General features: G+C 65.9%; 24 protein-coding genes. 14 read left to right on the top strand and 10 right to left on the bottom strand.

What is annotated here, in order from left to right; translation table 11 throughout:
- Window position 1: 1 nt before the first annotated feature.
- The 5 genes from dxr to pyrH form a co-directional block, all read right to left on the bottom strand.
- A complete protein-coding gene (gene dxr, locus ACP156_RS07065; protein ID WP_425050560.1) occupies window positions 2-1,174 on the bottom strand; it encodes a 1-deoxy-D-xylulose-5-phosphate reductoisomerase in 1,173 nt (390 codons plus the stop codon).
- A gap of 1 nt (window position 1,175) precedes the next feature.
- Entirely contained in the window at window positions 1,176-1,940 is a 765-nt protein-coding gene (locus tag ACP156_RS07060) for a phosphatidate cytidylyltransferase (RefSeq protein ID WP_425050559.1), read from the bottom strand.
- A 26-nt stretch (window positions 1,941-1,966) separates the two neighbouring features.
- Window positions 1,967-2,686, bottom strand: a complete 720-nt coding sequence (gene uppS, locus ACP156_RS07055) for a polyprenyl diphosphate synthase (RefSeq protein WP_425050558.1) — start codon at window positions 2,684-2,686, stop codon at window positions 1,967-1,969.
- Between the two features lie 127 nt (window positions 2,687-2,813).
- Window positions 2,814-3,377: a ribosome recycling factor gene (gene frr / locus ACP156_RS07050; protein ID WP_425050557.1), complete on the bottom strand. Its 564-nt coding sequence runs from the start codon at window positions 3,375-3,377 to the stop codon at window positions 2,814-2,816.
- A gap of 204 nt (window positions 3,378-3,581) precedes the next feature.
- On the bottom strand, window positions 3,582-4,319 hold the full coding sequence (gene pyrH / locus ACP156_RS07045; protein ID WP_425050556.1) for a UMP kinase: 738 nt from the start codon (window positions 4,317-4,319) through the stop codon (window positions 3,582-3,584).
- A 79-nt stretch (window positions 4,320-4,398) separates the two neighbouring features.
- On the opposite strand from pyrH, the gene miaA reads away from it, so the two are divergent.
- The 8 genes from miaA to ACP156_RS07005 all read left to right on the top strand — a co-directional run bounded on the left by miaA (window position 4,399) and on the right by ACP156_RS07005 (window position 15,630).
- Complete coding sequence (gene miaA, locus ACP156_RS07040) at window positions 4,399-5,283, top strand: tRNA (adenosine(37)-N6)-dimethylallyltransferase MiaA (RefSeq protein WP_425050555.1); 885 nt, start codon at window positions 4,399-4,401, stop codon at window positions 5,281-5,283.
- Between the two features lie 130 nt (window positions 5,284-5,413).
- A complete protein-coding gene (locus tag ACP156_RS07035; protein WP_425050554.1) occupies window positions 5,414-6,205 on the top strand; it encodes a helix-turn-helix domain-containing protein in 792 nt (263 codons plus the stop codon).
- 334 nt (window positions 6,206-6,539) lie between these two features.
- On the top strand, window positions 6,540-8,198 hold the full coding sequence (locus tag ACP156_RS07030) for an ABC transporter substrate-binding protein (RefSeq protein ID WP_425050553.1): 1,659 nt from the start codon (window positions 6,540-6,542) through the stop codon (window positions 8,196-8,198).
- A 128-nt stretch (window positions 8,199-8,326) separates the two neighbouring features.
- Window positions 8,327-9,373, top strand: a complete 1,047-nt coding sequence (locus ACP156_RS07025) for an ABC transporter permease (RefSeq protein WP_425050552.1) — start codon at window positions 8,327-8,329, stop codon at window positions 9,371-9,373.
- A 121-nt stretch (window positions 9,374-9,494) separates the two neighbouring features.
- Window positions 9,495-10,913, top strand: a complete 1,419-nt coding sequence (locus ACP156_RS07020) for an ABC transporter permease (RefSeq protein ID WP_425050551.1) — start codon at window positions 9,495-9,497, stop codon at window positions 10,911-10,913.
- Between the two features lie 151 nt (window positions 10,914-11,064).
- Window positions 11,065-13,149, top strand: a complete 2,085-nt coding sequence (locus tag ACP156_RS07015) for a dipeptide ABC transporter ATP-binding protein (protein WP_425050550.1) — start codon at window positions 11,065-11,067, stop codon at window positions 13,147-13,149.
- Window positions 13,146-13,925, top strand: coding sequence for a hypothetical protein (locus ACP156_RS07010; protein ID WP_425050549.1), 780 nt, complete (start codon window positions 13,146-13,148; stop codon window positions 13,923-13,925). The genes ACP156_RS07015 and ACP156_RS07010 overlap by 4 nt, the downstream gene beginning before the upstream one ends.
- A 73-nt stretch (window positions 13,926-13,998) precedes the next feature.
- Window positions 13,999-15,630 carry a tetratricopeptide repeat protein gene (locus ACP156_RS07005; protein WP_425050548.1) on the top strand — a complete coding sequence of 544 codons (1,632 nt, stop codon included), beginning with the start codon at window positions 13,999-14,001 and terminating at the stop codon, window positions 15,628-15,630.
- Between the two features lie 10 nt (window positions 15,631-15,640).
- On the opposite strand, the gene ACP156_RS07000 is transcribed toward ACP156_RS07005, so the two are convergent.
- From ACP156_RS07000 to ACP156_RS06990, 3 genes are all read right to left on the bottom strand, one after another.
- Window positions 15,641-16,504: a DUF1206 domain-containing protein gene (locus ACP156_RS07000; protein ID WP_425050547.1), complete on the bottom strand. Its 864-nt coding sequence runs from the start codon at window positions 16,502-16,504 to the stop codon at window positions 15,641-15,643.
- 105 nt (window positions 16,505-16,609) lie between these two features.
- Window positions 16,610-17,638, bottom strand: coding sequence for a trans-3-hydroxy-L-proline dehydratase (locus ACP156_RS06995; protein WP_425050546.1), 1,029 nt, complete (start codon window positions 17,636-17,638; stop codon window positions 16,610-16,612).
- Window positions 17,639-17,720: 82 nt separating this feature from the next.
- Window positions 17,721-18,308, bottom strand: coding sequence for a lytic transglycosylase domain-containing protein (locus tag ACP156_RS06990; RefSeq protein WP_425050545.1), 588 nt, complete (start codon window positions 18,306-18,308; stop codon window positions 17,721-17,723).
- Window positions 18,309-18,509: 201 nt separating this feature from the next.
- Here ACP156_RS06990 and ssb point away from each other — a divergent pair, with 201 nt between their 5' ends.
- The 3 genes from ssb to ACP156_RS06975 all read left to right on the top strand — a co-directional run bounded on the left by ssb (window position 18,510) and on the right by ACP156_RS06975 (window position 20,437).
- A complete protein-coding gene (ssb, locus tag ACP156_RS06985) occupies window positions 18,510-19,022 on the top strand; it encodes a single-stranded DNA-binding protein (RefSeq protein ID WP_425050544.1) in 513 nt (170 codons plus the stop codon).
- Window positions 19,023-19,282: 260 nt separating this feature from the next.
- Window positions 19,283-19,900 (top strand): hypothetical protein, encoded by a 618-nt coding sequence (locus ACP156_RS06980; RefSeq protein WP_425050543.1) that lies wholly within the window; start codon window positions 19,283-19,285, stop codon window positions 19,898-19,900.
- 132 nt (window positions 19,901-20,032) lie between these two features.
- Window positions 20,033-20,437: a DoxX family protein gene (locus tag ACP156_RS06975; protein ID WP_425050542.1), complete on the top strand. Its 405-nt coding sequence runs from the start codon at window positions 20,033-20,035 to the stop codon at window positions 20,435-20,437.
- 19 nt (window positions 20,438-20,456) lie between these two features.
- Here the strand turns inward: ACP156_RS06975 and aroB are convergent, their stop codons facing one another.
- On the bottom strand, window positions 20,457-21,569 hold the full coding sequence (gene aroB / locus ACP156_RS06970) for a 3-dehydroquinate synthase (RefSeq protein ID WP_425050541.1): 1,113 nt from the start codon (window positions 21,567-21,569) through the stop codon (window positions 20,457-20,459).
- Entirely contained in the window at window positions 21,566-22,114 is a 549-nt protein-coding gene (locus ACP156_RS06965) for a shikimate kinase (RefSeq protein ID WP_425050540.1), read from the bottom strand. Before ACP156_RS06965 ends, aroB begins: the two co-directional genes overlap by 4 nt.
- A 120-nt stretch (window positions 22,115-22,234) precedes the next feature.
- Here ACP156_RS06965 and ACP156_RS06960 point away from each other — a divergent pair, with 120 nt between their 5' ends.
- From ACP156_RS06960 to ACP156_RS06950, 3 genes are all read left to right on the top strand, one after another.
- Complete coding sequence (locus ACP156_RS06960; protein WP_425050539.1) at window positions 22,235-22,369, top strand: hypothetical protein; 135 nt, start codon at window positions 22,235-22,237, stop codon at window positions 22,367-22,369.
- A gap of 88 nt (window positions 22,370-22,457) precedes the next feature.
- Window positions 22,458-23,915 carry a hypothetical protein gene (locus ACP156_RS06955; RefSeq protein WP_425050538.1) on the top strand — a complete coding sequence of 486 codons (1,458 nt, stop codon included), beginning with the start codon at window positions 22,458-22,460 and terminating at the stop codon, window positions 23,913-23,915.
- Window positions 23,912-24,838, top strand: a complete 927-nt coding sequence (locus ACP156_RS06950) for a site-specific tyrosine recombinase XerD (RefSeq protein WP_425050537.1) — start codon at window positions 23,912-23,914, stop codon at window positions 24,836-24,838. Before ACP156_RS06955 ends, ACP156_RS06950 begins: the two co-directional genes overlap by 4 nt.

The following is a 24,838-nucleotide window of genomic DNA, read 5'->3' as shown; positions in this document are numbered from 1 at the left end:
CTTATATGTTTTCTTGGATCGCCTCGGCGGCTCGAACCCGGGCCAGATGATCCATTTGCCGGACGTTATCAAGGTCGATTTGGGCCGAACTAAGGCCCGGATCGGATGACAATCGTGTCAAAACTGTATCGACTATCTCCGACATGGCAGTAAATCGAATTCGTTTTTCGATAAAGGCATCGAGTGCTTTTTCTTTCGCCGCGTTGAACGCAGCCCCCGCCAGACCGCCGGTTTCCATCACCTCGCGGGCCAGCCGCAGCGCGGGCCAGCGCGTCTCGCAGGGTGCGCGGAAGGTGAGCTTTGCGATGCTGGCAAGGTCCAGCCGTTCCACCGGCACGTCGCCCCGCTGCGGCCAGTGCAGCGCGTAGCCGATGGCATGGCGCATGTCGGGCGGCCCGAGATGCGCCATCAGCGCGCCGTCGCGGAAGCCCACAAGCGCGTGGATCAGGCTTTCGGGATGGACCACGACCTCGATCTGTGCGGGCTGGACGTCGAAGAATTCCTTGGTCTCGATCAGCTCCAGCGCCTTGTTGAACATGGTGGCGCTGTCGATGGTGATCCGCTGGCCCATGTCCCAGTTGGGATGGGTCGCGGCCTGCTCGGGCGTGGCATCCGACAGCCGCTCCAGCGGCCAATCGCGGAACGCGCCGCCCGAGGCGGTGATCACGATGCGCTCGACATCCTCGATGCCCTCGCCCACCAGCGCCTGAAACACGCCAGAGTGTTCGCTGTCGACCGGAAGGATGGTCGCGCCATGCTCTGCCGCCGTCCGCATCAAAAGCGGCCCTGCGGTCACAAGGCTTTCCTTGTTGGCCAGCGCCAGCGTCGTGCCGTGCTTCAGCGCGGTCAGGCCGGGCAAAAGCCCCGCCGCCCCGACGATGGCCGACATGATCCAGTCCGCGGGCCGCTCGGCGGCCTCGATCAAGGCGCCCTCGCCCGCCGCCACCTCGACCCCCGAGCCGGCCAGCGCATCGCGCAGTTCCGGCAACCGCTCCTCGTGCGCGGTCACGGCCACCTGCGCCTTCAGCCGCCGCGCATCGGCGGCCAGTTGGGCGATGTTGCCGCCACCGGTCAGGGCCACGACCTCGAACCCGTCGGGGTCGCGGTCGATCAGGTCTATGGTGTTCTGTCCGATGGACCCAGTGGCCCCGAAGATCGTTACGCGGCGGGTCATGTCACAGGATAAGGTCGGGAACGTCCACGAATTGCGCCACAAGCAGCATGAACAGTGCGCCGCCCATGAGGCCGTCGAAGCGGTCGAACAGGCCGCCGTGGCCCGGCAGCAGGGTCGAGCTGTCTTTCACGTCCATCTTCCGCTTCACCGCGCTTTCCGCGATGTCGCCAAGCTGCGACGCGAAACTGAGAAGGACCGAAATCCAGATCAGGTCCCGCCCGGCATCGGTGATCTGTAGAAACACAAGCGCCACCAGCGCCGCCGCGGCCCAGCCGCACAGAACGCCGGACCACGTCTTTTTGGGGCTGACCGCGGGCCAGAACTTTGGCCCGCCCAGCGAGCGGCCCCCGAAATAGCCCGCGACATCGGTCGCGACGACGGTGAAGATCAGCCACAGCAGCCAGACCAGCCCGTGCGTGTCGCGGGCCCAGACCATGCCATGCCCGAAGACGAGGATCGCGAAACCGAAGCCAAGGAAGATCGCCACGTGCTTTTTCAGAAGCCCCGCCCCGACCAGTGCGGGCGCGGCAAGCAGCGGGATGGTGAAGATCGGCGGCAGGAAACGGGCGATCAGCAGCGCGGCAGCGCCCAAAAGCGCCACTTGCAGCGCTTCGGACCCTTTCGAGGGCGCCAGCATCAGCGCCAGTTCCCACAGCATCACCGCGACAGCCACCGCAGCCGCGATGGCGAACAGCGTGCCACCCGCGTAGACGACCGTGACCCCGACAAGCGTCAGCACCCCACTGGTGATGACCCTCGGGCGCAAGTCCTCCCAACTGCGCCCATGCCATTTCATGTCAGAACGGCACCGAACCGGCGCTCGCGGCCTGCAAAGTTGCGAACGATTCCGCCGAAGATGTCGGGGGTGAAGTCCGGCCACAGCGTGTCGATGAATTCATACTCGGCATAGGCCGACTGCCACAGCAGGAAGTTCGAGATCCGGGCCTCGCCGCTGGTGCGGATAACCAGATCCGGGTCCGGAAGAACGCATGTATCCAGATACTTGGGCAGCGTTTCCTCATCCACCTTGGTCGGGTCGAGACGGCCATCGGCCACGTCCTGCGCCAGCCGCTTGGTGGCACGGGCCACCTCGTCGCGGCCGCCGTAGTTCAGCGCGATGGTCAGGTGGACCTTGTCGTTCCTCGAGGTCAGCAGTTCCAGCTCGTCCATCAGCTTCTGCAGCTTGCGGTCCAGCCGCAGGCGGTCACCGATAAAGCGGACGCGGACGCCCTCGGCCAGCAGGTCACGCGCCTCGCGCTGGATGTAGCGGCGGAACAGGCTCATCAGGCCGGTGACCTCGGACTGGGTGCGTTTCCAGTTCTCGGTCGAAAAAGCGAAGATGGTCAGGTACTTGACGCCGATGTCGGGACAGGCGCGCACGATCTCCTTGACGCGCTTCGCACCTGCATGGTGGCCATACAGCCGGGGCTTGCCACGGGCCTGCGCCCAGCGGCCGTTGCCGTCCATGATGATCGCGACATGTTCGGCGCCCGTCCTGCGTGCTTCCGCCATCTGCTTCGCTCCTAGCCTCGTTGGTCTATGTCGTTGGGGTCAAAAGTCTTGTACCGAACGACCTTAACCGGCCGCCTCGGGCGCGGGCCACCGAAAACAGGCCCGTCCCGGTGTCAGGGTGACGGTGTCACACCTGCATGATTTCTTCCTGCTTGGTCTCAAGAGCGGTGTCCACGGCCTTGATGTGCTTGTCCGTGAGTTCCTGAATCTCGTCATGCCAGAGCTTCTGCTCGTCCTCGGACATTCCTTCGTTCTTGCCCTTCTTAAGCTGTTCCATCCCGTCGCGGCGCACGTTGCGGATCGCCACGCGGGCGTTCTCGGCATACTGGCCGGCGACCTTGGTCAGCTCGCGGCGGCGTTCTTCGTTCAACTCGGGGATCGGCAGCATGATGATCGTGCCGTTCATCTGGGGGTTGATCCCCAGCCCGCTCTCACGGATCGCCTTTTCAACTTTGTTAACAAGCGACTTGTCCCAGACGTTGATCGTCACCATCCGCGGCTCGGGAACGTTGACGGTCCCCACCTGGTTGATCGGGGTCTGCGAGCCGTAGGCGTCCACCGTGATCGGTTCGACCATCGAGGCCGAGGCGCGCCCGGTCCGGAGCGAGGCGAATTCCTGCCGCAGCGAGGTCATGGCGCCGTCCATGCGGCGGTTCAGGTCGTCGATGTCGATCGTGAAGTCTTCGGACATGCTGCGAGTTCCGTTAAAGTCTGCCGTCGTTTTGCCGGGTCATATGCCATAGAGCCCCGGATGTATAGCTTTCATGCCAGTCATTTGCGCCACACCGCGCCTTGGGACGCGGCATGGAATTGTTTCCCATCCGGCGACAATCCGTCCGCGCTGGCCCCGGTGTTAACCCTGCCCCGCATGGCGGATCCGCCGACGGACACAGGCCTAGCCGTGCACCGTGGTATAGGTGCCCTGCCCCGCAAGGATGCCGCGGAAGCCGCCCGGCTCGTCCAGCGAGAACACGATGATCGGCAACGAGTTGTCGCGGGCCAGCGCAATGGCCGAGGCATCCATCACGCCAAGGTGCTTTTGCAGGACCTCGTCGTAGGTCACCTTTTCATAGCGCTTGGCGTCCGGGTTCTTCTTCGGGTCGCTGTCGTACACGCCGTCGACCTTGGTGCCTTTGAAGATCGCCTCGCAGGCCATCTCGTTGGCGCGCAGGGTCGCGGCGGTGTCGGTGGTGAAATACGGGTTACCGGTGCCGGCGGCGAAGATGCAGACCCGCTTCTTCTCGAGGTGCCGCACCGCGCGGCGCCGGATGTAGGGTTCGGCGACCTCGTCCATCCGGATCGCGCTGATCACCCGTGTGAAGACGCCGTGCCCTTCCAGCGCGGACTGCATCGCCAGCGCGTTCATCACGGTGGCCAGCATCCCCATGTAGTCGGCGGTGGTGCGCTCCATCCCCTGCGCCGAGCCCGCAAGGCCCCGGAAGATGTTGCCGCCGCCGATCACCATGCAGATCTCGACGCCAAGATCGTGGACCGATTTCACTTCCTTCGCGATGCGTTCGACCGTCGGCGGGTGCAGGCCATAGCCCTGGTCGCCCATCAGCGCCTCACCCGAAATCTTCAACAAAACACGATTGTACTTGGTGGCCGGCGTCATCGCTGCGGCTTCGGTCATGGCATCGCCCCTGGTCGCCCCTTAACTCCGCCGGCAAAATGTCGGAAAAGGCCCCCATGTTCAATCCGGAACCGACCCCATGCGCGACGGCTGGCTGAAGTCGCTCGACGCCGAGCGCCCCGTGCTGATCGCGGGCCCCACGGCCAGCGGCAAATCCGCACTGGCGCTGGAGGTGGTCAGCCGCCAGGGCGGCGTGGTGGTGAACGCCGATGCGTTACAGGTGTTCGAGAACTGGCGCATCCTGACCGCGCGGCCCGGACGCGACGAGGAATCGGTAGCGCCGCACCTGCTGTACGGCCACATCGCGGGCGACGCAGAATATTCGGTCGGACACTGGCTGCGCGAACTGCAAGCGATCCTTCAAGGTGAGGCGCGGCCGGTTATCGTGGGCGGGACGGGTCTGTATTTCACCGCGCTCACCTCGGGCCTCGCCCTTATCCCTCCGACCCCGCCAGACATCCGCGCCCGCGCCACTGCGATCGTGCAGCAGGACGGAGCAAAGGCGCTGCTGGCCGATCTCGATGCCGCGTCGGCCCAGCGGATCGACACCCGCAACCCGATGCGGGTCCAGCGCGCCTGGGAGGTGTTGCAGACGACCGGCCGGGGCATCGCGGCTTGGCACGACGACACCCCGCCGCCGCTGTTACCCATCGAAAAGGCGCAACCCGTGCTTCTGGACGCCGACCGCGACTGGCTGGGCGACCGGATCGACCGGCGGTTCGACGCGATGATGGCGGATGGCGCGCTGGACGAGGCGCAAAGGAACCTCGACTCGGGGTTCGATTCGTCCTGGCCCTCCGCGAAAGCCATCGGCGCACCGGAATTAATCGGTTATCTGAAAGGCGACCGGTGCCTGAAAGCCGCAGTTGCCGACGGAAAAATCGCAACAAGACAATTCGCCAAGAGACAACGGACATGGTTTCGGTCCAAGATGACTCAATGGACGACAGTCGTGCTGCCCTGACTGCCATTTCATCGGATCGATTCTGCCGTCGTTCCGGGCATTCTCGTGGGACAGTGCACTGTGACACCTGGGACAGTGACGATTATCGAATTCCATGAGGATTTTCAGCGAGACCCGACCCGATATTAACATGGCGCACAAGACGCGCCGGTTCCGTATCGAGAATCTGCCGCGCGTGACGCCCGAAACGCGCTGGCGTACCGAAGCCATGCGCTCTTACGCGCAGCCGCTTCTTCTGTGGTTCACCCGCGGACAGGGACGGATCACCGTCGCCGGCGTCACGCACGGCTTCGGCCCGCACCACGCGGTTTTCCTGCCTGCGAACACGATGCACGGCTACGAGATGACCGGACAGGTGTTCGGCACCGCCGTCTATCTGCCGCCGGACCGCAGCCTGAACCTGCCCGAGGAACCGCTGCACCTGCGTTTCCGCGACGTGCAGCAGCAGGCCGAACTCTCGAACATGATCGAGAACATCCAGAACGAGCTGAAGTCGGACCGCCCCGGCAAGGACCGTGCGATGCTGGCCCATGCCGGCCTGCTGTCGGTCTGGCTGGACCGCGAGGTCGACGGCGGTGACCGACAGGATCTGCATCCCGACGCCGCCCGCCGCCTTGCCGCCGCCTACTCGGCGATGGTCGAGCGCGATTTCAAGCACGGCCAGACGATCAACTACTTCGCCGCGCAGCTTGGCGTCACGCCGACGCACCTGACGCGCTGCTGCAAGATCGCCTGTGGCCGATCGGCCTCGGCCCTGCTGGCCGACCGCATTCACTTCGAGGCGCGCCGCCTGCTGACCGAGACGCGGCGCCCGGTGAAGGAAATCGCGGACGAACTGGGCTTCAACTCGGCGGCCTATTTCACCCGCGCGTTCCAGAAACAGACGGGTGTGACGCCGACCACGTTCCGCAAGCTCGGCTGACGCCGGGACGCGGACCGCCGCTGCGACAAACAAAAAGGACCGCCCGCGCCGCCGCCGGGCGGTCCTTTGCTTTGGACCCCGGCGCGAAAGCACACCCACAAGTCATTGTAATTTGGCTTGCAATGTCGGCACGTGTCGCTTTTCTTGTAGGCTGATGTCGCTTTTGGACCTTTTCACGCCGGAAGCGAACGTTGACGCGTTACGGAAAACCGTGCGCAATGATGCGATCAAGGAGGCAGCCGCTGGAACAACCGCGCGCGACCCGAACGACGCCTGCGGTGGACCGGACCGGCCGTCTTCCCAACGAAGACATGAGTCTCACAGGGAGAGAACGATGACGCTGCACAGCGACAAGGGGCGAATTCACCCCGCTGCCCGTATGTACGCGGACGAATACCGCGCCGGCCTGATGGACCGGCGCGAATTCCTGACACGCGCCACCTCGATGGGCGTGGGCGCCGCCGCGGCCTACGGGCTGATCGGCGCAGCGCAGCCCGCGCATGCGCAGGGCGACATGCCGATGGGCGGCACCATGCGCGTGCAGATGTCGGTGCGCGAACTGAAGGACACCCGCACGTGGGACTGGTCCGAGATCGCGAACCAGTGCCGCGGCACGCTGGAATACCTCGTCGAGTACAACAACGACGGCACGTTCCGCGGCATGCTGCTGGAAGGCTGGGAAATCAACGATGACGCCACCGAATACACGCTGATGGTCCGCCCGGGCGTCACGTGGAACAACGGCGACCCGTTCACCGCCGAGGATGTGGCCCGCAACATCACCCGCTGGTGCGAGAAGGACGTCGAGGCGAACTCGATGGCCGGCCGCATGGCGGCGCTGATCGACCCCGACACGGGCGTCGCCATCGAGGGCGCGATCGAGGTGGTCGACGACATGACCGTGGCGTTGCACCTGCCGGCTTCGGACATCTCGCTGATTGCGAACTTTACCGACTATCCTGCTGCAATCGTTCATGAATCCTTCGATCCCAACGACGTGATGAACGCGGTGGGCACCGGTCCTTATCTGATCACCGAACTCGAAGTCGGCGTGAAATGCGTTCTGACCAAGAACGAGGATCACGCGTGGTGGGGCACCGAGGTCTACGGCGGCCCGTATCTCGACAGCATCGAGTACATCGACTATGGCACCGACCCCGCCGCTTGGCTGGCGGCCATCGAGTCCGAAGAGGTCGATTTCCTCCATGAATCCGTGGGCGAGTTCATCGACGTGATGGACGGGCTTGGTCTTGTGAAGACCGAGGTGGTCACGATGGCGACCCTGGTGATCCGGCCGAACCAGCTGGCAGAGGTCGACGGTAAGATGCCCTATGCCGACGCCCGCGTCCGCAAGGCCATCGCGATGGCGGTCGACAACAACGTGCTGCTGGAACTGGGCTACGGCAACCGGGGCGAGGTCGCCCAGAACCACCACGCCGGTCCGAAGCACCCGGAATACGCCGACATCGGCGATCCGGCCTACGACCCGGAGGGCGCGATGGCGCTGCTGGAAGAGGCCGGCATGGCCGATTTCGAGCACGAGATCATCTCGATCGACGACGACTGGCGCCGCAACACCACCGACGCCGTCGCGGCCCAGCTGCGCGACGCCGGTTTCAACGTGAAACGCACCATCCTGCCCGGCTCGACCTTCTGGAACGACTGGACCAAGTACCCGTTCTCGTCGACCAACTGGAACCACCGACCGCTTGCGGTGCAGATCTGGGCCCTGGCCTATCGTTCGGGAGAGGCGTGGAACGAGTTCGGCTGGTCGAACGAAGAGTTCGACGGCCTGCTGGCGGATGCGCTGTCGGTGGCCGACGCCGGGAAGCGCGCCGAAGTCGCGGCCAAGTGCGAGGAACTGATCCAGTCCGAGGGCGTGACGATCCAGCCCTACTGGCGCTCGCTTTACCGCCATGCGGTCGAGGGTGTGATGGGGGCCGAACAGCACATCACCTTCGAACACCACCACTACAAATGGGCCAAGGCGTAAGCCTTCGCTGACAGACAGGCCGCGCCCGGCGACCGGGCGCGGCCGACCCAGCCAACGGATCGCGGCGGGCCCCCGCCCGCACCAGACGCCGCAAAGGCGCGTGCCGGTCCAGCCAGACAGGGGACGCCATGGCGTTATTCATCCTCCGCCGGGTCGGGATCATGATCCTGACGGCGATCTGCCTGACCTTCATCGTCTTCTTCCTGACGAACCTGTATCCGAACCTCGAAAAGCTCGCGAAGACCGAGGGCAACCAGCGCATGAGCGACGAACAGGTCGAACTGTGGCTGGCCAACCGCGGCTATGACCGCAACCTGTTCGTGAAATACGGCGAATGGCTGGGCGTGGTGCCCGGCTATGTCATCGAGGACGCCGACGGCACCGTGCGCGGACGCTGCTTCGGGACGGGCGAGGAGCCGGCCGGCGCACGCAGGTTCTGCGGCGTGCTGCAGGGCGACTGGGGCCAGTCCACCCGCTTCGGCGAGCCGGTGCAGGATATCGTGTTCAAGCGGCTGGGCCTGACCGGCTGGCTGATGCTGGCGGTGATGTGCGTCATGGTCCCCGGCGCGCTGATCATCGGCGTGCTGGCGGGGATGCGCGAGGGCTCGAAGCTGGACCGCTCGCTGTCGACGGTGTCGATCCTGACCACCGCGACGCCGGAATATGTCTCGGGGGTGATCTTCATCGCGGTCTTCGCCTCGTCGGCGGTCGGGCTGAAATGGTTCAAGGGCACCGCGACCAGCGCGATGGACGACATCACCTTCGCCAATTTCACCCTGCCGGTGCTGACCATCGCACTGTACGGCATGGGCTATATCGCCCGGATGACCCGCGCCTCGATGGCCGAGGTGATGACCGCCCAGTACATCCGCACCGCGCGGCTGAAGGGCGTATCGTTCCGCGCCATCGTGCTGAAACACGCCCTGCGCAACGCGCTGATCGCGCCGTTCACGGTGATCATGCTGCAGTTCCCGTGGCTGCTGAACGGCGTGGTGATCGTGGAGACGCTGTTCAACTACAAAGGCTTCGGCTGGACGCTGGTGGAAGCCGCCGGCAACAACGACATCGAGTTACTGCTGGGGGTCTCGGTGGTGTCGGTCTTCGTCGTGCTGATCACGCAGCTGATCTCGGACGTGGGCTATGTCTTCCTCAATCCACGGATCAGGGTGACGTGATGCGACAGGTGCGAACATCGGGCGTGGCGCCGGTCGCCGGAGGCCGAGGGGGCTCTGCCCCCGCCCTTCGGGCCCCCCGGGATATTTTCGGACCAAAGAAGCCGTCGGACGGGAGGTGCCCATGGAACCGTTGAGCTGGACCGGGGCGATGGGCCCGGTGCTGAACCCGCTGTTGCTGGCGGCGGTGGCGGTGTTCGTCGTGTCGCTGGCGGTGCAGGTGGTGCTGTCGCTGGTGACCACCCGCCCGGTACCGGACGGGCCGACGCTTTCCGCGCCGCGCGGCCTGTCGGACTATGCCGGGCTGGGCGTGACGGCGGGGTTCGGGCTGGCGGTGCTGGTCTGCCTTGCCTACCTGGTCGGCGGTCTGGTGATCCCGGGCTACAAGGCGAAGGGCATCCTTGGCTGCCTGTCGCAGCGCTTGTGGCCGGTGTGGCTGTCGCTTGTCGTGGTTTTCGTGCTGTCCTTCGGCTTCAAGCGGCGGCTGGGCCTGTACGGCAAGCTGTTCGACTCGACCATCGGGATGCTGGGCTTCGCGCTGGTGATGTTCTGGGTCTTCGCCGGGATCTATGGCGCGATGGACCTGATCCTGACACACGATCCGCTGAGCCAGGTGTCGGGGATGAAGAACAAGGTTCCGGGCACACCCCTGTCGGGGGCCGAGGACGGCGATTATCCCTATTACCTGCTGGGCGGGGACAACCTGGCCCGCGACGTGTTCAGCCGGATGATCGCGGGCGCGTGGGAGGTGATCAAGATCGCCCCCTTCGCCACGTTGTTCGCCTTCATGGTCGGCATCACGCTGGGGCTGCCCGCCGCCTATTACGGCGGCAAGCTGGACACCGTGCTGAGCTTCGCGGCGAACCTGATCCTCGCCTTCCCGGTGATCTTGCTGTTCTACCTGCTGGTGACACCCGAGATCGTGGCGACGGGCATTCCCGTCTACATGGCGGCGGTGCTGTTCGTCTTCCCGATCCTGTTCTTCGTGGTGCTGTTCAACTCGCGCTTCCACACCCAGCCGCAAAAGCGCGCGCTGTATATCGGCATCACGCTGGTGCTGGGGCTGTGGCTGTATCTCGGGATCGCGTGGAACGCCGACCCGCTGGGGATCATCTCGTTCCCGCCGAACCTGCTGGTGGTGTTCGTGTCGGTGGTGTTCGTGAACTCGCCGACCGTGTTCCGCATCGTTCGGGGGCTGGCGCTGGACATCAAGACCCGCGACTACGTCGCCGCCGCCCAGACCCGGGGCGAGGGTCCGTGGTACATCATGCTGTGGGAGATCCTGCCCAACGCGCGCGGCCCGCTGATCGTCGATTTCTGCCTGCGCATCGGCTACACGACCATCCTGTTGGGAACGCTGGGCTTCTTCGGGCTGGGCCTGTCGCCCGAGAGCCCGGACTGGGGGTCCACGATCAACGAGGGGCGCAAGTTGCTGTCGATCTACCTGCACCCGGCGATCACGCCCGCGCTGGCGTTGCTGTCGCTTGTGCTGGGGCTGAACCTGCTGGCCGACGGCCTGCGCGAAGAGAGCTTGCGGGATTGATGGGCGTGGGGCGTGGTGTTGGCGAACGCGGTGCGCACAGAGCGCACACCCTACGCTCCGTTATGGACCCGGGCGCGCACCCCCAAACCGCCACCCTTGCGTCCGCCCCGCGCGCACCTTCGACACCCCACCCGAAACGGGAAGGAACACGATGACGGATCCTGAGAACGCCGGCCCGATCCTAGAGATCGACAACCTGTCGATCAGCTTCTTCACCCGACTGCGCGAGATCCCGGCGGTGATGGATTTCTCCTGCTCCGTCCGACCGGGCGAGGCGATGGGGCTGGTGGGCGAAAGCGGCTGCGGCAAGTCCACCGTGGCGCTGGGCGTCATGCAGGACCTTGGCGTCAACGGGCGCATCGTCGGCGGGTCGATCCGGTTCAAAGGGCAGGACCTCGGCACGATGACCGATGCGGAACTGCGCAGGATCCGGGGCCGCGAGATCGCGATGATCTACCAGGAACCGATGGCCAGCCTGAACCCCGCGATGCGGATCGGCAAGCAGCTGATGGAAGTGCCGATGATCCATGAGGGGCTGTCCGAGAAGGACGCCCGCGCCCGCGCGATGGAGGTGGTGACCGACGTCAAGCTGCCCGACCCCGAGCGCATCCTGCGGTCCTTCCCGCACCAGCTGTCCGGCGGCCAGCAACAGCGCATCGTGATCGCGATGGCGCTGATGTCGAAGCCGTCGCTGCTGATCCTTGACGAGCCGACCACAGCGCTGGACGTGACGGTCGAGGCGGCGGTGGTGGAACTGGTGAAGGACCTTGGCAAGAAATACGGCACCTCGATGCTGTTCATCAGCCACAACCTTGGCCTTGTGCTGGAGACCTGCGACCGGATCTGCGTGATGTATTCCGGCGAGGCGGTGGAGACCGGCTCGATCACCGACGTGTTCGACAAGATGCGCCATCCCTATACGCAGGCGCTGTTCCGCTCGATCCCGCTGCCCGGCGCCGACAAGACCACCCGACCGCTGCGGGCGATCCCCGGCAACTTCCCCCTGCCCCACGAACGCCCGCCGGGCTGCAACTTCGGGCCGCGCTGCGACTACTTCGCAGAGGGCGTCTGCGACGCGGGCGACATCGCGATGCGGCAGGTGCCGGGCGACGACCGCCACGCCTCGCGCTGCTGCCGGATCGACGAGATCGACTGGCATGCCCCGGTCGAGGCCAGCACGGCGCAGGAAAAGACCGCGCCGGGCGATGTCGTCCTGAAGATGGACAACCTCAAGAAATACTACGAGGTCGCGGCCAACGCTCTGTTCGGCGGCGGGCACCGCAAGGTGGTGAAGGCCAACGAGTCGATCAGCTTCGAGGCCCGCGAGTCCGAAACCATGGCCATCGTCGGCGAATCCGGCTGCGGCAAGTCCACCTTCGCCAAGGTGCTGATGGGGCTGGAGACGGCGACGGACGGCAAGGTGCTGATCGACAACAAGGAAATTCAGGACACCGCGATCGAGGCGCGCGACACCCGCACGGTCTCGGATGTCCAGATGGTGTTCCAGAACCCGTTCGACACGCTGAACCCTTCGATGACCGTGGGCCGCCAGATCATGCGCGCGCTGGAAGTCTTCCGGATTGGCGCGAACGAGGCGGAGCGGCGGCAACGGATGCTTGAGCTTCTGGACCTCGTGAAGCTGCCGCGCGAGTTCGCTGACCGGATGCCACGCCAGTTGTCGGGTGGACAGAAACAGCGCGTGGGCATCGCGCGCGCTTTCGCGGGCGGCGCCCGGATCGTGGTGGCGGACGAGCCGGTGTCGGCGCTGGACGTCAGCGTGCAGGCCGCCGTGACCGATCTGCTGATGGAGATCCAGCGCACCGAGAAGACGACGCTGCTGTTCATCAGCCACGACCTGTCCATCGTCCGCTACCTCAGCGACCGGATCGTGGTCATGTACCTTGGCCACATCGTCGAAACGGGCACCACCGAACAGGTCTTCGCCCCGCCGTATCACCCCTATACCGAGGCGCTGCTGTCCGCCGTGCCCATCGCCGACACGAAGGTCGAGAAAAAGCACATCGTGCTGGAGGGCGAGATCCCGTCCGCGATGAACCCGCCGCCCGGCTGCCCGTTCCAGACCCGCTGCCGGTGGAAGGACAAGGTCGCGGGCAACAAGTGCGAAACCGAATTGCCGCCCTACCGCGAGCTTGACAGCGGGCACCGGGTTCTGTGCTGGCTGTCGGATGAAGAGCTTGCCGGAATGGAGCCCGTCATCACCATGGCCGCCGAATGAGACCCTTTTGCCTGCTGGCCCTCTGCGCCGCCAGTCCCGCCGCCGGTCCTGCCGTTGCGCAACAGCAGTTCGACATGGCCGGAACGTGGGAGATCGTGGCCGAGGCAGAAGGCGACGCCTTCAGCCACTGCGCCGCGCGGCGGGACGTGGACGGAACCGAGGTCCGGATGATCCTGCTGGATGACGCCTGGATCTTCGCGGCCTCCGTTCCCGGCACACCGGGGGCCGAGGTGACGCTGGACATCGACGAGGCGCTTTATCCGGTAGAGGCCGAGGTCACCGCCGACGGCACCCGGCTTGGCCTGACCACCGACGGGATGGAGGCCGTGCGCAACGGCACCCTTGCAACGCTGACGGTGGGTGACAGCGTGGCCGAGATCGCTTTGAACGGCACCGCCGCCGCTGCGCTGCGGGTTGAGGACTGCACCTACCGCGAGGGGCAGCCCCCCGAACCGGTCGACCTGCACACCCCTGCCCCCATGGCCGAGGCCGCGCCCGGGCCGGGCTGCCCCGCAGGTCGCGACGTCGCCTCGGCAGGCGATGGCGGCGAGACCGAGCTTGCCGTGACCTACGACGGGCCCGAAGCGCCGTTGCAGTTGTACTGGGTCGATCCCTACGGTCGCCTGCTGCCGATGCCGGCGGTGCTGGAGCCCGAGGCGCAGGTGAAGGTCCCGGCTTACGAGGGACAGAGCTTTCTCGTGAAAACCACGACCGACGGCGCGTGTCTGGGCGAAACGCTGAAGGCCGGTGCGCAGGCGGCCTATGTCATACGCTAACAGCTTGCGCCGGGACCGGGGTTCGCGGCACGATTAACCTTATGGCAATCGGCGGCCGATGCAGGGGGACAGCATGGATTATCCGTTCGATCTTGGGACCTATTCCCGGCCAGTGACCGACAACAGCGACGCCCAACGATGGTTCGACCGGGGGCTGGTCTGGCTGTTCGGCTACAACCACGAAGAAGCGATCACCTGTTTCGAGCATGCCATAGCCGCCGATCCCGGCTGCGGGTTGGCGCACTGGGGCATCGCCTATGCCATCGGCCCCAACTACAACAAGCCGTGGGAGGTCTTCTCCGAGGAAGAGAAGGGCCCCGCCCTCGCCCGCGCCCACGCCGCCCTTGCCTCGGCGCTGGCGCTGGACCTGCCGCAGGCCGAGCGCGCGCTTGTCGAGGCGCTGGCCGACCGCTATCCGCAAGACCCCGGCATCGAGGATTACCAGCCCTTCAACGATGGCTTCGCTGCTTCCATGCGACCGGTCTACACCGCGCATCCGGACGATTTGGACATCGCCTTCGTCTTCGCCGAGGCGCTGATGAACCGGACGCCGTGGCAACTGTGGGAGCTGAAGACCGGCGCGCCCGCCGAACAGGCCTCGACCGGCGAGGCGAAGGCGGTGCTGGAACGTGCGTTTCAAAGCCCCGAGGCATGGGATCACCCCGGCCTTCTGCACATGTACATTCACCTGATGGAGATGTCGCCGACCCCGGAACTCGCGCTGCCGCATGGCGACCGGCTGACGGGTCTGGTGCCGGATGCAGGTCACCTTGTCCACATGGCGACGCATATCGACGTGCTGTGCGGCGACTTTCAGAACGTGGTGGCCCGGAACTACGCCGCTTCGCTGGTGGACCAAAAGTACGTGGATCACGCGGGCAGCGCGAACTTCTACGCGCTCTACCGCATCCATAACCTGCATTTCGAACTCTACGGCGCGATGTTCCTTGCCCAGCCGACCCGCGCACTCGACGCCGCCCGCCGCCTGCGGGCCGAAGTGCCCGACGAGGTGGTGCGCGTCTACCCCGAACTGTTCGAGACCTTCGTCGCCTCGCGGCCCCACGTGCTGATCCGGTTCGGCATGTGGGCGGACATCCTTGAAGAGGAAATCCCCACAGACACAAAGCTTTACGCCGTGACGCAGGCGCTGGTGCTGTACGCACGCGCGGTGGCGCTGGCGAACCTCGGGCGGCATGACGAGGCGCTGGCGGAGGGGCGGAAATTCGACGCGGCGCTGGCGGCGATCCCCGAGGAACGGCTGCTGTTCCAGAACACCGCCCGCGACGTGCTGGGCGTGGCGCAGGCGATGATGAAGGGCGAGATCGACTTCAAGGCCGGGCGCACCGCCGAAGGGCTGGAGCATCTGCGCGAGGCGGTCCGCCGCGATGACGGGCTGATGTACGAAGAACCCTGGGCCTGGCCGCAGCCCTCGCGTCACGCGCTGGGCGCGCTGTTGCTGGAGGCCGGCGAGTGGGAGGAAGCCGAGGCCGTCTATCGCGCCGATCTGGGGCTGGACCCGACCCTGCCCCGGCCATTGCAGAACCCGCAGAACGTCTGGGCGCTTCACGGCCTGCATGAATGCCTGCAACGTCGGGGCGAGACGGTAGAGATCCTGCACATCCGGCAGGCGCTGAACCGGGCGCAGGCGCGGGCCGAGATCCCGATCCGCGCCTCGTGTTACTGCCGCAGCAAGCGGGCCGCCTGAGCGCGCCGGCTCAGGCGGTGACGCGGCGCTGGCCCTCGTCCTTGAGGGATTTCAGCTTGGCTCCAAGCGTCTCGATCCCGTCATCCGCGACGCGCGGGATGATGCGGTAACCGGCGTTGACGAAGCAGAACAGTGCGAAGCCCAGCAACCCGACGCAGACGGCGGCCACGATGATCTGGCCATAGACCTGCGCGCCAAGGAACTCGAACACCTGATCCATGCCGCCCGCCTGCTCGGGATCGCCGAACAGCGCGGCGCGGGTGAAGAACAGGCCGATCAGGCCAACGATCACGCCCTGTGCGATCAGTCCCGCTTTCAGTGCCCAGTTCATGTGAAGCGTCACGCTGTTGCCGCGCAGATGCTCGCGGTACTTCTCGGCAAACCCCTTGTAGGCATAGAAAATCCCGGCCGCTATGGTGATTAGCCCGATGGCCCCCACAAGGTAGCGGCCGTAGGGCATCGCCAGCGCCTGCCCGGTGTAAAAGGCGATCTTCGATCCGCCGCCCTCGCCGCCCGAGCCGAAGATCAACGACACGGCAGCGACGCCAAGCGCGCCGTGGATCAGGCCGGTAACAATCATCCCGGTCCGCGCGATGAAGCCCTTGCCGCCCGAGCCGTAGGCCTCGAGATCCCACCACGCATCGACAAGCCGCCACAGCAGGTACGCGAACAGCCCCAGCGCGATCAGCACCAGAACCACGGTGCCCGCGCCGCTGTCGTCAAGCTCGGCAAGGGACTCGCCAGTCCCCTGCGCCTCGCCACCATGAAAGATCGTCCAGAGCGAGACGCCCGCGACCGCAAGATAGGTCAGCCCCCGCCCGATGTACCCGGCGCGCATGACCGGGACGGACCACGAAAGATCGGAATTTGCCACGGAATGTCTCCCTTCCCATGGGGAACCCTTCGGGTGCGGGTTTGTTCCGTAGCGATGCGAGAACGGCGCGCGGACATGCCGGACAGACGTTGGGTGCAGGCGCCTTCAGCGCGCGCCCCAGGTGTCGGACAGCCGGTAGCCTTCGGGCCAGGGGTCGGACGGGTCGAGCATGTGCTGATGGATGCCGGTGATCCAGCCGCGTCCGGAAATCTCGGGAACGATCGCGGGCCGTCCTTCGACCGTGGTGTCTTCCAGAATGGTCCCGGTAAAAGTCGACCCGATCACCGACCGGGCGGTCAGGCGGTCGCCGACGCCCATCACGCCCCGGGCGCGCAGCAGCGCCATGCGGGCGGACAGCGCGGTTCCGGTCGGTGACCGGTCCACCTTGCCCGGCTGGATGGCGACGGCGGCCCCGGTTTCCAGACCGTCCGCGCCCTCGACCAGCGGGCCGGCGAACAGACAGAACGAGATGTGCCGCCAGTCCGGGTTCTCGGGATGGTCGAACCCGATCTGCGCATTCGCCGCGTTGGTGATCCTGACCCCCAGCGTCGCGATGTCATGCGCCTCGGCCTCGGTCAGCGAGAACCCCATCCTGGCGGCGTCCACGACGACGAAGCTGTCTCCGCCATAAGCGGTGTCCACGCTCAGGGTCCCGATCCCCTCGACCTCCAGGCTCCGGTCCAGTTCCGCCGCGAAGGACGGGACGTTCCGGACATGAATGCGCTGGGCCTTGCCATCGCGGCAATCCGCCCGCACCCGGACAAGGCCGCCCGGGGCTTCCAGAACCATGTGGGTCACGGGCTCTTCCATCGGGACCAGCCCGCCATCCAGCAGCACCGTGGCCACGCAGATCGAGTTCGAGCCGGACATCGGCGGCGTATCTTCCGGTTCCATGATGATCCACGCGGCCTGCGCCTCGGGGTGCTTTGGCGGCACCAGCAGGTTCACGTGCCGGAAAACGCCGCCGCGCGGTTCATTCAGCATGAAATTGCGAAGGGTTCCGTCGCGGGCGATCCACCGGCTTTGCTCCCAGACGGTGTCGCCCGGCGGCGGCAGCACGCCACCGACGATGACGTCGCCCACCTCGCCTTCGGCATGGGCAGAGATGACATGAATGGTTTTCGTCGAGCGCAAGAGCGGGCTCCGATGGGGTCCGGCCCCTGCCCGGCCGCCAAGACGGCGGTTTCCGGGTCAGGCGCAGCCGACCGCGCGCGGCCTAGTGGCCCCAGATGACCTTTACGTAGTTCGTCGTCTCGGCATAGGGCGGCACGCCGTCGTATTTCTCGACCGCCTCCGGACCGGCGTTATAGGCCGCAAGCGCAAGGCGCCACGACCCGAAGCGGTCGTACTGCATCTTGAGATAGCGCGCGCCACCGTCGAGGTTCTGCACCGGGTCGGTGTGATCCACGCCCAGCGTCCGCGCCGTGGCGGGCATCAGCTGTGCAAGACCGTAAGCGCCCTTGTGTGACTCGATCGACGGGTTCCAGCCCGATTCCTGCTGCACGAGCCGCAGGAACAGGTCTTCGGGCACGCCGTGCTTGCGGGCGGCAGCGCGCGCCATGTCGAGGTAAGGACCCGAGTACTTGCCGGTGAAGGCCGGAGCGCTCGACGTGTCTTCCTCGAAGGTCTTCGGCTGGAACCGGACCGAGTTCTTGTACTGCGTCGCCGCACGGTTATCGAGAACGCTGGTCTGCGAGCTGAACAGCCCCAAACGGTTCTTCGACGAGAAATTCAGGCCCTCGGCCGATGCAGCCCCTGCGCCGAACATGGCGGCGGCGCAGATGCTCCCCCAGAAAATTCGCATCTGACTGTCCCTTTAAATTCTGCCGCACAGTTTAGCGAATTCCCGCCGATCCGCCAGCCCCGCCAGCGTCCGCCCCCTTCCGGCGCGCAAGAGCCCGCCGACCCCTTGCGTCCCCGGGCCCGGATTAACAATTTGTTCACACTGGACGGGTGGTCTAACAAGGCTTCCGACGACATCGGATTCGACGAAAGGACGCTGTGCATGGCCGGTTCCGTGAACAAGGTAATCCTGATTGGCAACTTGGGGCGCGATCCCGAGGTCCGGAATTTCCAGAACGGCGGCAAGGTCTGCAACCTGCGCATCGCCACCTCGGAAACCTGGAAAGACCGCAACACCGGCGAACGCCGCGAACGGACCGAGTGGCACTCGGTCGCGATCTTCCAGGAAGGGCTGGTGCGGATCGCCGAGCAGTACCTGCGCAAGGGCTCGAAGGTTTATATCGAGGGCAAGCTTCAGACCCGGAAGTGGCAGGACCAGTCCGGTCAGGACCGCTATTCGACCGAGGTCGTGCTTCAGGGTTATGACGGTGTGCTGACCATGCTTGACGGTCGCGGCGAAGGCGGCGGTGGCGGCGGCGGTTACGACGACCGCGGCGGCTATGGCGGCGGCTCGTCCGGTGGCGGCTATGGCGGCGGCAGCCAGGGCGGCGGCGGTGGCGGCGGCTATGGCGGCCCGACCCCGGCGGGCGACATCGACGACGAGATCCCGTTCTAAGACACGCCCACCGCGCGGAAGCGCATCGGGCACCGCCCGCAAAACGATACGTTGAATGGCCAGATCGCAGTTCGCGCTCTGGCCATTTTCTTTGCGCAAGCGCGCAAATTTAGGACCCATCATGTAGGGGCATTCGATTTCCCTTTTGATAGGAGATTCAATGTGATGCACATCTATTATCATATTGATAACATTGAACTTGGGTCTTTTCTTGCCGCGTAGTGATGCTAGTGTACAAGTCGCGCCACGGAGACCCCCAAATGCCATTGAACGACCCCCTCGACGAATCCGAGGCAAACAGTGTTCGGTTCGGCTGGATAGCGCCGGCCTTGGCGGGCTGCCTGACGCTCGGCGCGGGTCTGATCTATGCATTCGGGTGGCTGGGTGACATTTGGCAGCTTGTACGTCCGACCCGCGAGGCCGCGTCGCTGGTTCCACTGACGGCATTCTCGTTTGTGATGCTGGGACTTGCGCTGATGATCCATCGCGCGGGAGGCCAGCGGGACCAAGTCGTTTCCAATGCGCTTGCGCTGACGACACTGGCCTTGGCCGTCGCGAACTATGCCGCGATCCTGTGGGGGCATGCGGACGGGCTGAGTTTTCTGATCCCTTCCGAAAGCCGCGTTGGCGACAGGATGTCGCCAGTCACCTCTTTCGGCATGATCCTCGCCGCGCTTGCGGTTCTGGCCGTGGTGCAGCGCCGCAGCCTGTTGTCACTGTCACTTGCCGTGTTCGGCATCTCTGCCGGGATTTGCCTGATCGTGCTGACCACGCCCGACATGACCGGCAATCCGCTGATCTCGGCGATGGCTGGGCTGTCGCTTTACACCGAGATCGGCTTCGTCCTGCTGTTCACCGCCATCGCGCTGGACAGTTGACCGCGCGACCGGGGTTCTGATCGCCTGCGCACGGCGACTGCGCGGTCACGTGCGTATTTCCACGAAACGAACTGCACTAGGTTTGCCGCAGGCCGCGCGATGCGGCACCGAGCAACGTGAAGAGACGACATCATGAACATCCTGAACGCACAGGCGCCCCGCGTCCTGTCCATCTTCCGCATCATCACCGGCCTGCTGTTCCTCCAGCACGGCACCCAGAAAATCCTTGGTTTCCCCGCCAGCGAAATGGGCCAGCCGCCGCTTGCCAGCCTGATGGGCGTCGGCGGCCTTCTCGAACTTGTCGGCGGGATCCTGATCATCCTCGGCCTGTTCACCCGGCCGGTGGCCTTCATCCTGTCGGGCATGATGGCCTATGCCTACTGGGGCTTTCACGCGCCCGCCGGCTTCATGCCGATCCTGAACGGCGGCGAACTGGCGATCATGTACTGCTTCGCGTTCCTGTACTTCGTCTTTGCGGGCGCCGGCGCATGGAGCCTCGACGCCTCGATGAAGTCGCGCAGCGCGGTTACCGCCTGATCCGACCGGCTGGTCGCCCTCAGCGGGCGGCCAGCGCCTCGGCCAGCACGCCTTTGACAAGGTCGCGGTCGACGTCCGAGGTCACGAAGGCCTCTCCGATGCCGCGCGCAAGGATGAAGCGCAGGCGGCCGTCGACCACCTTCTTGTCCTGCCCCATCAGGTCCAGAAGCCCGTCGGCATCCGGCAGATCGCCGGGAATGTCGGCTAGATCCACCTTCATGCCCATGTCCCGCAGATGCGCCCGCACCCGGCTGGGCGTCTCCTGCGAGCATAGCCCCATGCGGGCCGAGGTCTCGAAGGCCAGCGCGCATCCGATCGCGACGCCCTCACCGTGCAACAACCGGTCGGAATAGCCCGTCGCGGACTCCAGCGCATGACAGAACGTGTGGCCGAGGTTCAAAAGCGCCCGGTCGCCCTGTTCGGTCTCGTCGCGCGCGACGATCTCGGCCTTCATCTCGACCGAGCGCCGCACCGCCTTCGTCCGCAGCGCCACGTCTCCGGCGGCCAGCGCCGGGCCGTTGGATTCCAGCCAGTCGAAGAACGCGGCGTCCCCAAGCATCCCGTACTTCACCACCTCGCCGTAGCCCGCAAGGAAGTCGCGCGGCGTCAGCGTGCCCAGCACCCCGATGTCGGCCAGCACCAGCGCGGGCTGGTGGAAGGCGCCGATCAGGTTCTTGCCCTGCGGCGCGTTAATCCCGGTCTTTCCGCCAACCGAGCTGTCGACCTGCGCCAGAAGCGACGTCGGGATCTGCACAAAGCGCACGCCCCGCCGCAGCACCGCCGCCGCGAAGCCCGCAAGGTCGCCGATCACGCCGCCCCCAAGGGCGACCACGATGTCGCGGCGTTCGACCTTCTGCTCCAGCAGCCACTCGACGGTGCGGGTGAACTGCGGCCAGCCCTTCGTCGCCTCGCCCGCCGGAAGCTCCAGCGCCACGCTGTCGATGCCGCCGGCCTTCAACGCCTCTTGCAACGGCCCAAGGTGCAGACGCGCCACCGTTTCATCCGTCACGATGGCGACGCGGGGCCGCGCAAGCAGCGGCGCGATCTCGGCCGCCGCGCCGGCAATCAGCCCCTCGCCAATCCGCACGTCATAAGAGCGGTCGCCCAGTTCCACCCGAACCGTCTCGGTCATTCCTTCACCTCCAGCACGTCCGGGCGCGAGGCCAGCACCTCGGCCACCTTCTGCGCCATTTCCTCGATCGCGTAATCCGCCCGTGCGTCGGCCACGAGGTCGGCCTTCGAGTAATAGGGCTGCCGACGCTCGCACAGGTCGGCCAGCGTCCGGTAGGGATCGGCGGTACGCAGCAAGGGCCGCGTGTTCTTGTGGCGCACCCGGTTCCACAAAAGGTCGAGGTCCGCGCGCAGCCAGACCGCCACGCCACGGGCCGAGATCATTTCGCGATTGTCGCCGGACAGATACGCCCCGCCGCCGGTCGACAGGATCGCCGGGCCGCCTTCCAGTAGGCGCGAGATGACCTGACTTTCCTTCTGCCGGAAGAACGGCTCGCCGTAGCGTTCGAAGATTTCGGGAATCGTAAGGTTCGCGGCGACGGTGATCTCGTTGTCGGAATCAAGAAACGGCACCCCCAGAAGGCGCGCCAGCGCCTGTCCAACAGCGGTTTTCCCCGATCCCATCATCCCCACCAGCACGACGGTCTTCTTCAGCCGATACTTCAAAACGGCACACACCTGCCCAAATCACGTTTCGCAGGACTGAATGGCGTGTCATGCCGGGAAATGCCATATATAAATCCGGCGCGGCCGCGACCGAGAACGGCGAAACAAGGCAGAGACCCCATGAAGACACTGTTCAAACTCATCCTGATCCTCGTGGTGCTGGGTGCGATCGGACTGGCGGGGTATGCCTATCTCGGCGACATGAGCCCGACGCAGGAGGACATAAGTCAGCCGGTGATTCTGGATGGGGCATAGCACTTCGACCGCAACGGCCCTCGGGCTGGTGCTGATGTTGGCCGCCGGAAGCCCGGCCACGGCCCAGACCGCGCCCGGAGGCGGGCCGATGTCTGCGATCGACTGGCTGTCCGACAGCCTTGACGATTCGTCCCGTCTGGATCTGCCGCCCGAACCGTCGACCACCGACAACGCTGGGGTCGAGGCGATCTCGGTCACGCCGCTGGGCGCGGTGAAAACCGATGCCGTCGGGCTGTTGCCGGTTTCCGTCACCGGCCTGCCGCGCGATTTGTGGGGCAACAGCGCCTCTGCCGACCTCGCCGCCGGGTTCAAGGCATTGCAGGGCGGCCAGTTGCCCGCGCTTCAGGAACTGCTGTTGCGGCTGCTGCTGGCGGAACTCGACCCGCCCGCCGACAGCGATCCGTCCAACGCGCTGTTCCTTGCCCGCGTCGACACGCTGATCTCGATCGGTGCGGTGGAACAGGCGCTGGCGCTTCTGGAACGCGCCGGTCCGACCGACCCCGAGACGTTTTCCCGCTATTTCGACGCCAGTCTGCTGATCGGTACCGAGGACGCGGCCTGTCAGTTGATGGCCAATGCACCCGACCTGTCGCCCTCGCTGGCGGCGTCGGTGTTCTGCCTGGCCCGCAACGGCGACTGGCAGGCGGCCGCGGTGACGCTGGCGACCGGGCGCGCGCTGGGGGAACTGACGGGGGCCGAGGACGCGATCCTCGCCCGCTACCTTGACCCCGAGACCTTCGCCGACGCCCCAGAGCTTGCGCCGCCTGCCCGTCCGACCCCGCTGGTCTACCGCCTGTACGAAGCGGTGGGCGAGCCGATCCCGACCAATATCCTGCCCCTGCCCTTCGCCCGCGCCGACCTGCAACTGGCCAGCGGCTGGAAATCGCAGCTTGAGGCCGCCGAGCGCCTTGCCCGCTCGGGTGCCATCGACGTGAACCACCTGCTTGGCCTTTATACCGAGCGCAAGCCCGCCGCCTCGGGCGGTGTCTGGGACCGCGTGGCCGCCGTGCAGAAGCTGGACGCCGCATTGGACAGCGAAACCGGCGAGGGCGTAGCCGAGGCGCTGGTCGCGATGTGGACCACGCTGGAGGACGCCGCGCTGCGTCCGGTCTTCGCCCGGATCTACGCCGACGCGCTGGCGGAGCACGAGCTTGAAGGTCAGGCCGGCCATATCGCCTTCGAGATGGGGCTTCTGTCCGATGGCTACGAGGCGGTCGCGCAGGCCCGGCAGACGCAGGACCCGCGCGAGCAGTTCCTGAAGGCCGTCGCGCGCGGAGACCTGTCGGTGGTCGCGCCGCCCGACGCCACCGCCGCGGCCATCGCCGATGGCTTCCGCGCGACGCAGCCGCCCGAACGGCTGGTGCCGCTGGTGCAGCGCGGCAATCTTGGCGAGGCGATCCTGCGCGCGATCCGCATGGCCGCCGACGGCGCCGCCGGCGATCTCGAGAAGCTGTCTGAAGCCATCGCCCTGTTCCGCGCCGTGGGGCTGGAGGACACCGCCCGCCGCTTTGCGTTGCAGACGATGATCCTTGTCGAGGAAGCATGACGCGGTACTGGGTCCAGACCTTTCTCGAGGCGCAGGCCGCTGAACTGGATGCGGCCACCAACACCCAGCTGGCCTATGCCCGCGACCTGAAGGACTTCGGCGGCTGGCTTGAGACGCGCCAGTTGGAATATTCCACCGCCTCCCGCGCCGATATCGAGGATTACCTCGTGTTCTGCGACGCGCAGGGTCTGGCGCGATCGACCCGCGCCCGGCGGCTGTCGGCGATCCGCCAGTTGTACCGCTTCGCCTTCGAGGAAGGCTGGCGCACCGAGAACCCGGCGATCCAGATCAAGGGTCCGGGCCGCGACGCGAAGCTGCCCAAGACGCTGTCGGTGCCCGAGATCGACGCGCTGCTTGGCGCGGCGCAGGAACACGGACGGTCGAAATCCGACCGTCTGCGCAACACCTGCCTGCTGGAACTGCTCTACGCGACCGGGATGCGGGTGTCGGAACTGGTCACCCTGCCCGTCTCGGCGGCGCGCGGCGATCCGCGCATGCTGCTGGTGAAGGGCAAGGGCGGCAAAGAACGCATGGTGCCGCTGTCGCCGCCCGCCCGCGACGCGCTGCGGGCATGGCTGGGCCAGCGCGACGAACAGGAGGAAGAGGCACGCCTGAAGGGCGGCTCGGCCTCGGGGTTCCTGTTCCCGTCGCGCGGCAAGTCCGGCCACCTGACGCGGCACAGATTCTACATGCTGATCAAGGAACTGGCCGTTGCGGGCGGCGTGTCGCCCGACAAGGTCACGCCCCACACGCTGCGCCACGCCTTCGCGACGCATCTGCTGGCGAACGGGGCCGATCTGGTGTCGATCCAGACGCTTCTGGGCCACGCAGACGTGTCCACGACCGAGATTTACACGCACGTGCTGGACGAACGGCTGAAAGAGCTGGTGCTGGACCATCACCCGCTGGCGCGGGACGGCTGA

This window comes from Psychromarinibacter sp. S121 (assembly GCF_049801035.1).
Taxonomy (GTDB): domain Bacteria; phylum Pseudomonadota; class Alphaproteobacteria; order Rhodobacterales; family Rhodobacteraceae; genus Psychromarinibacter.
Note: the sequence above shows the minus strand (reverse complement) of the source record. Positions and strands in the feature narration are given on the sequence as shown.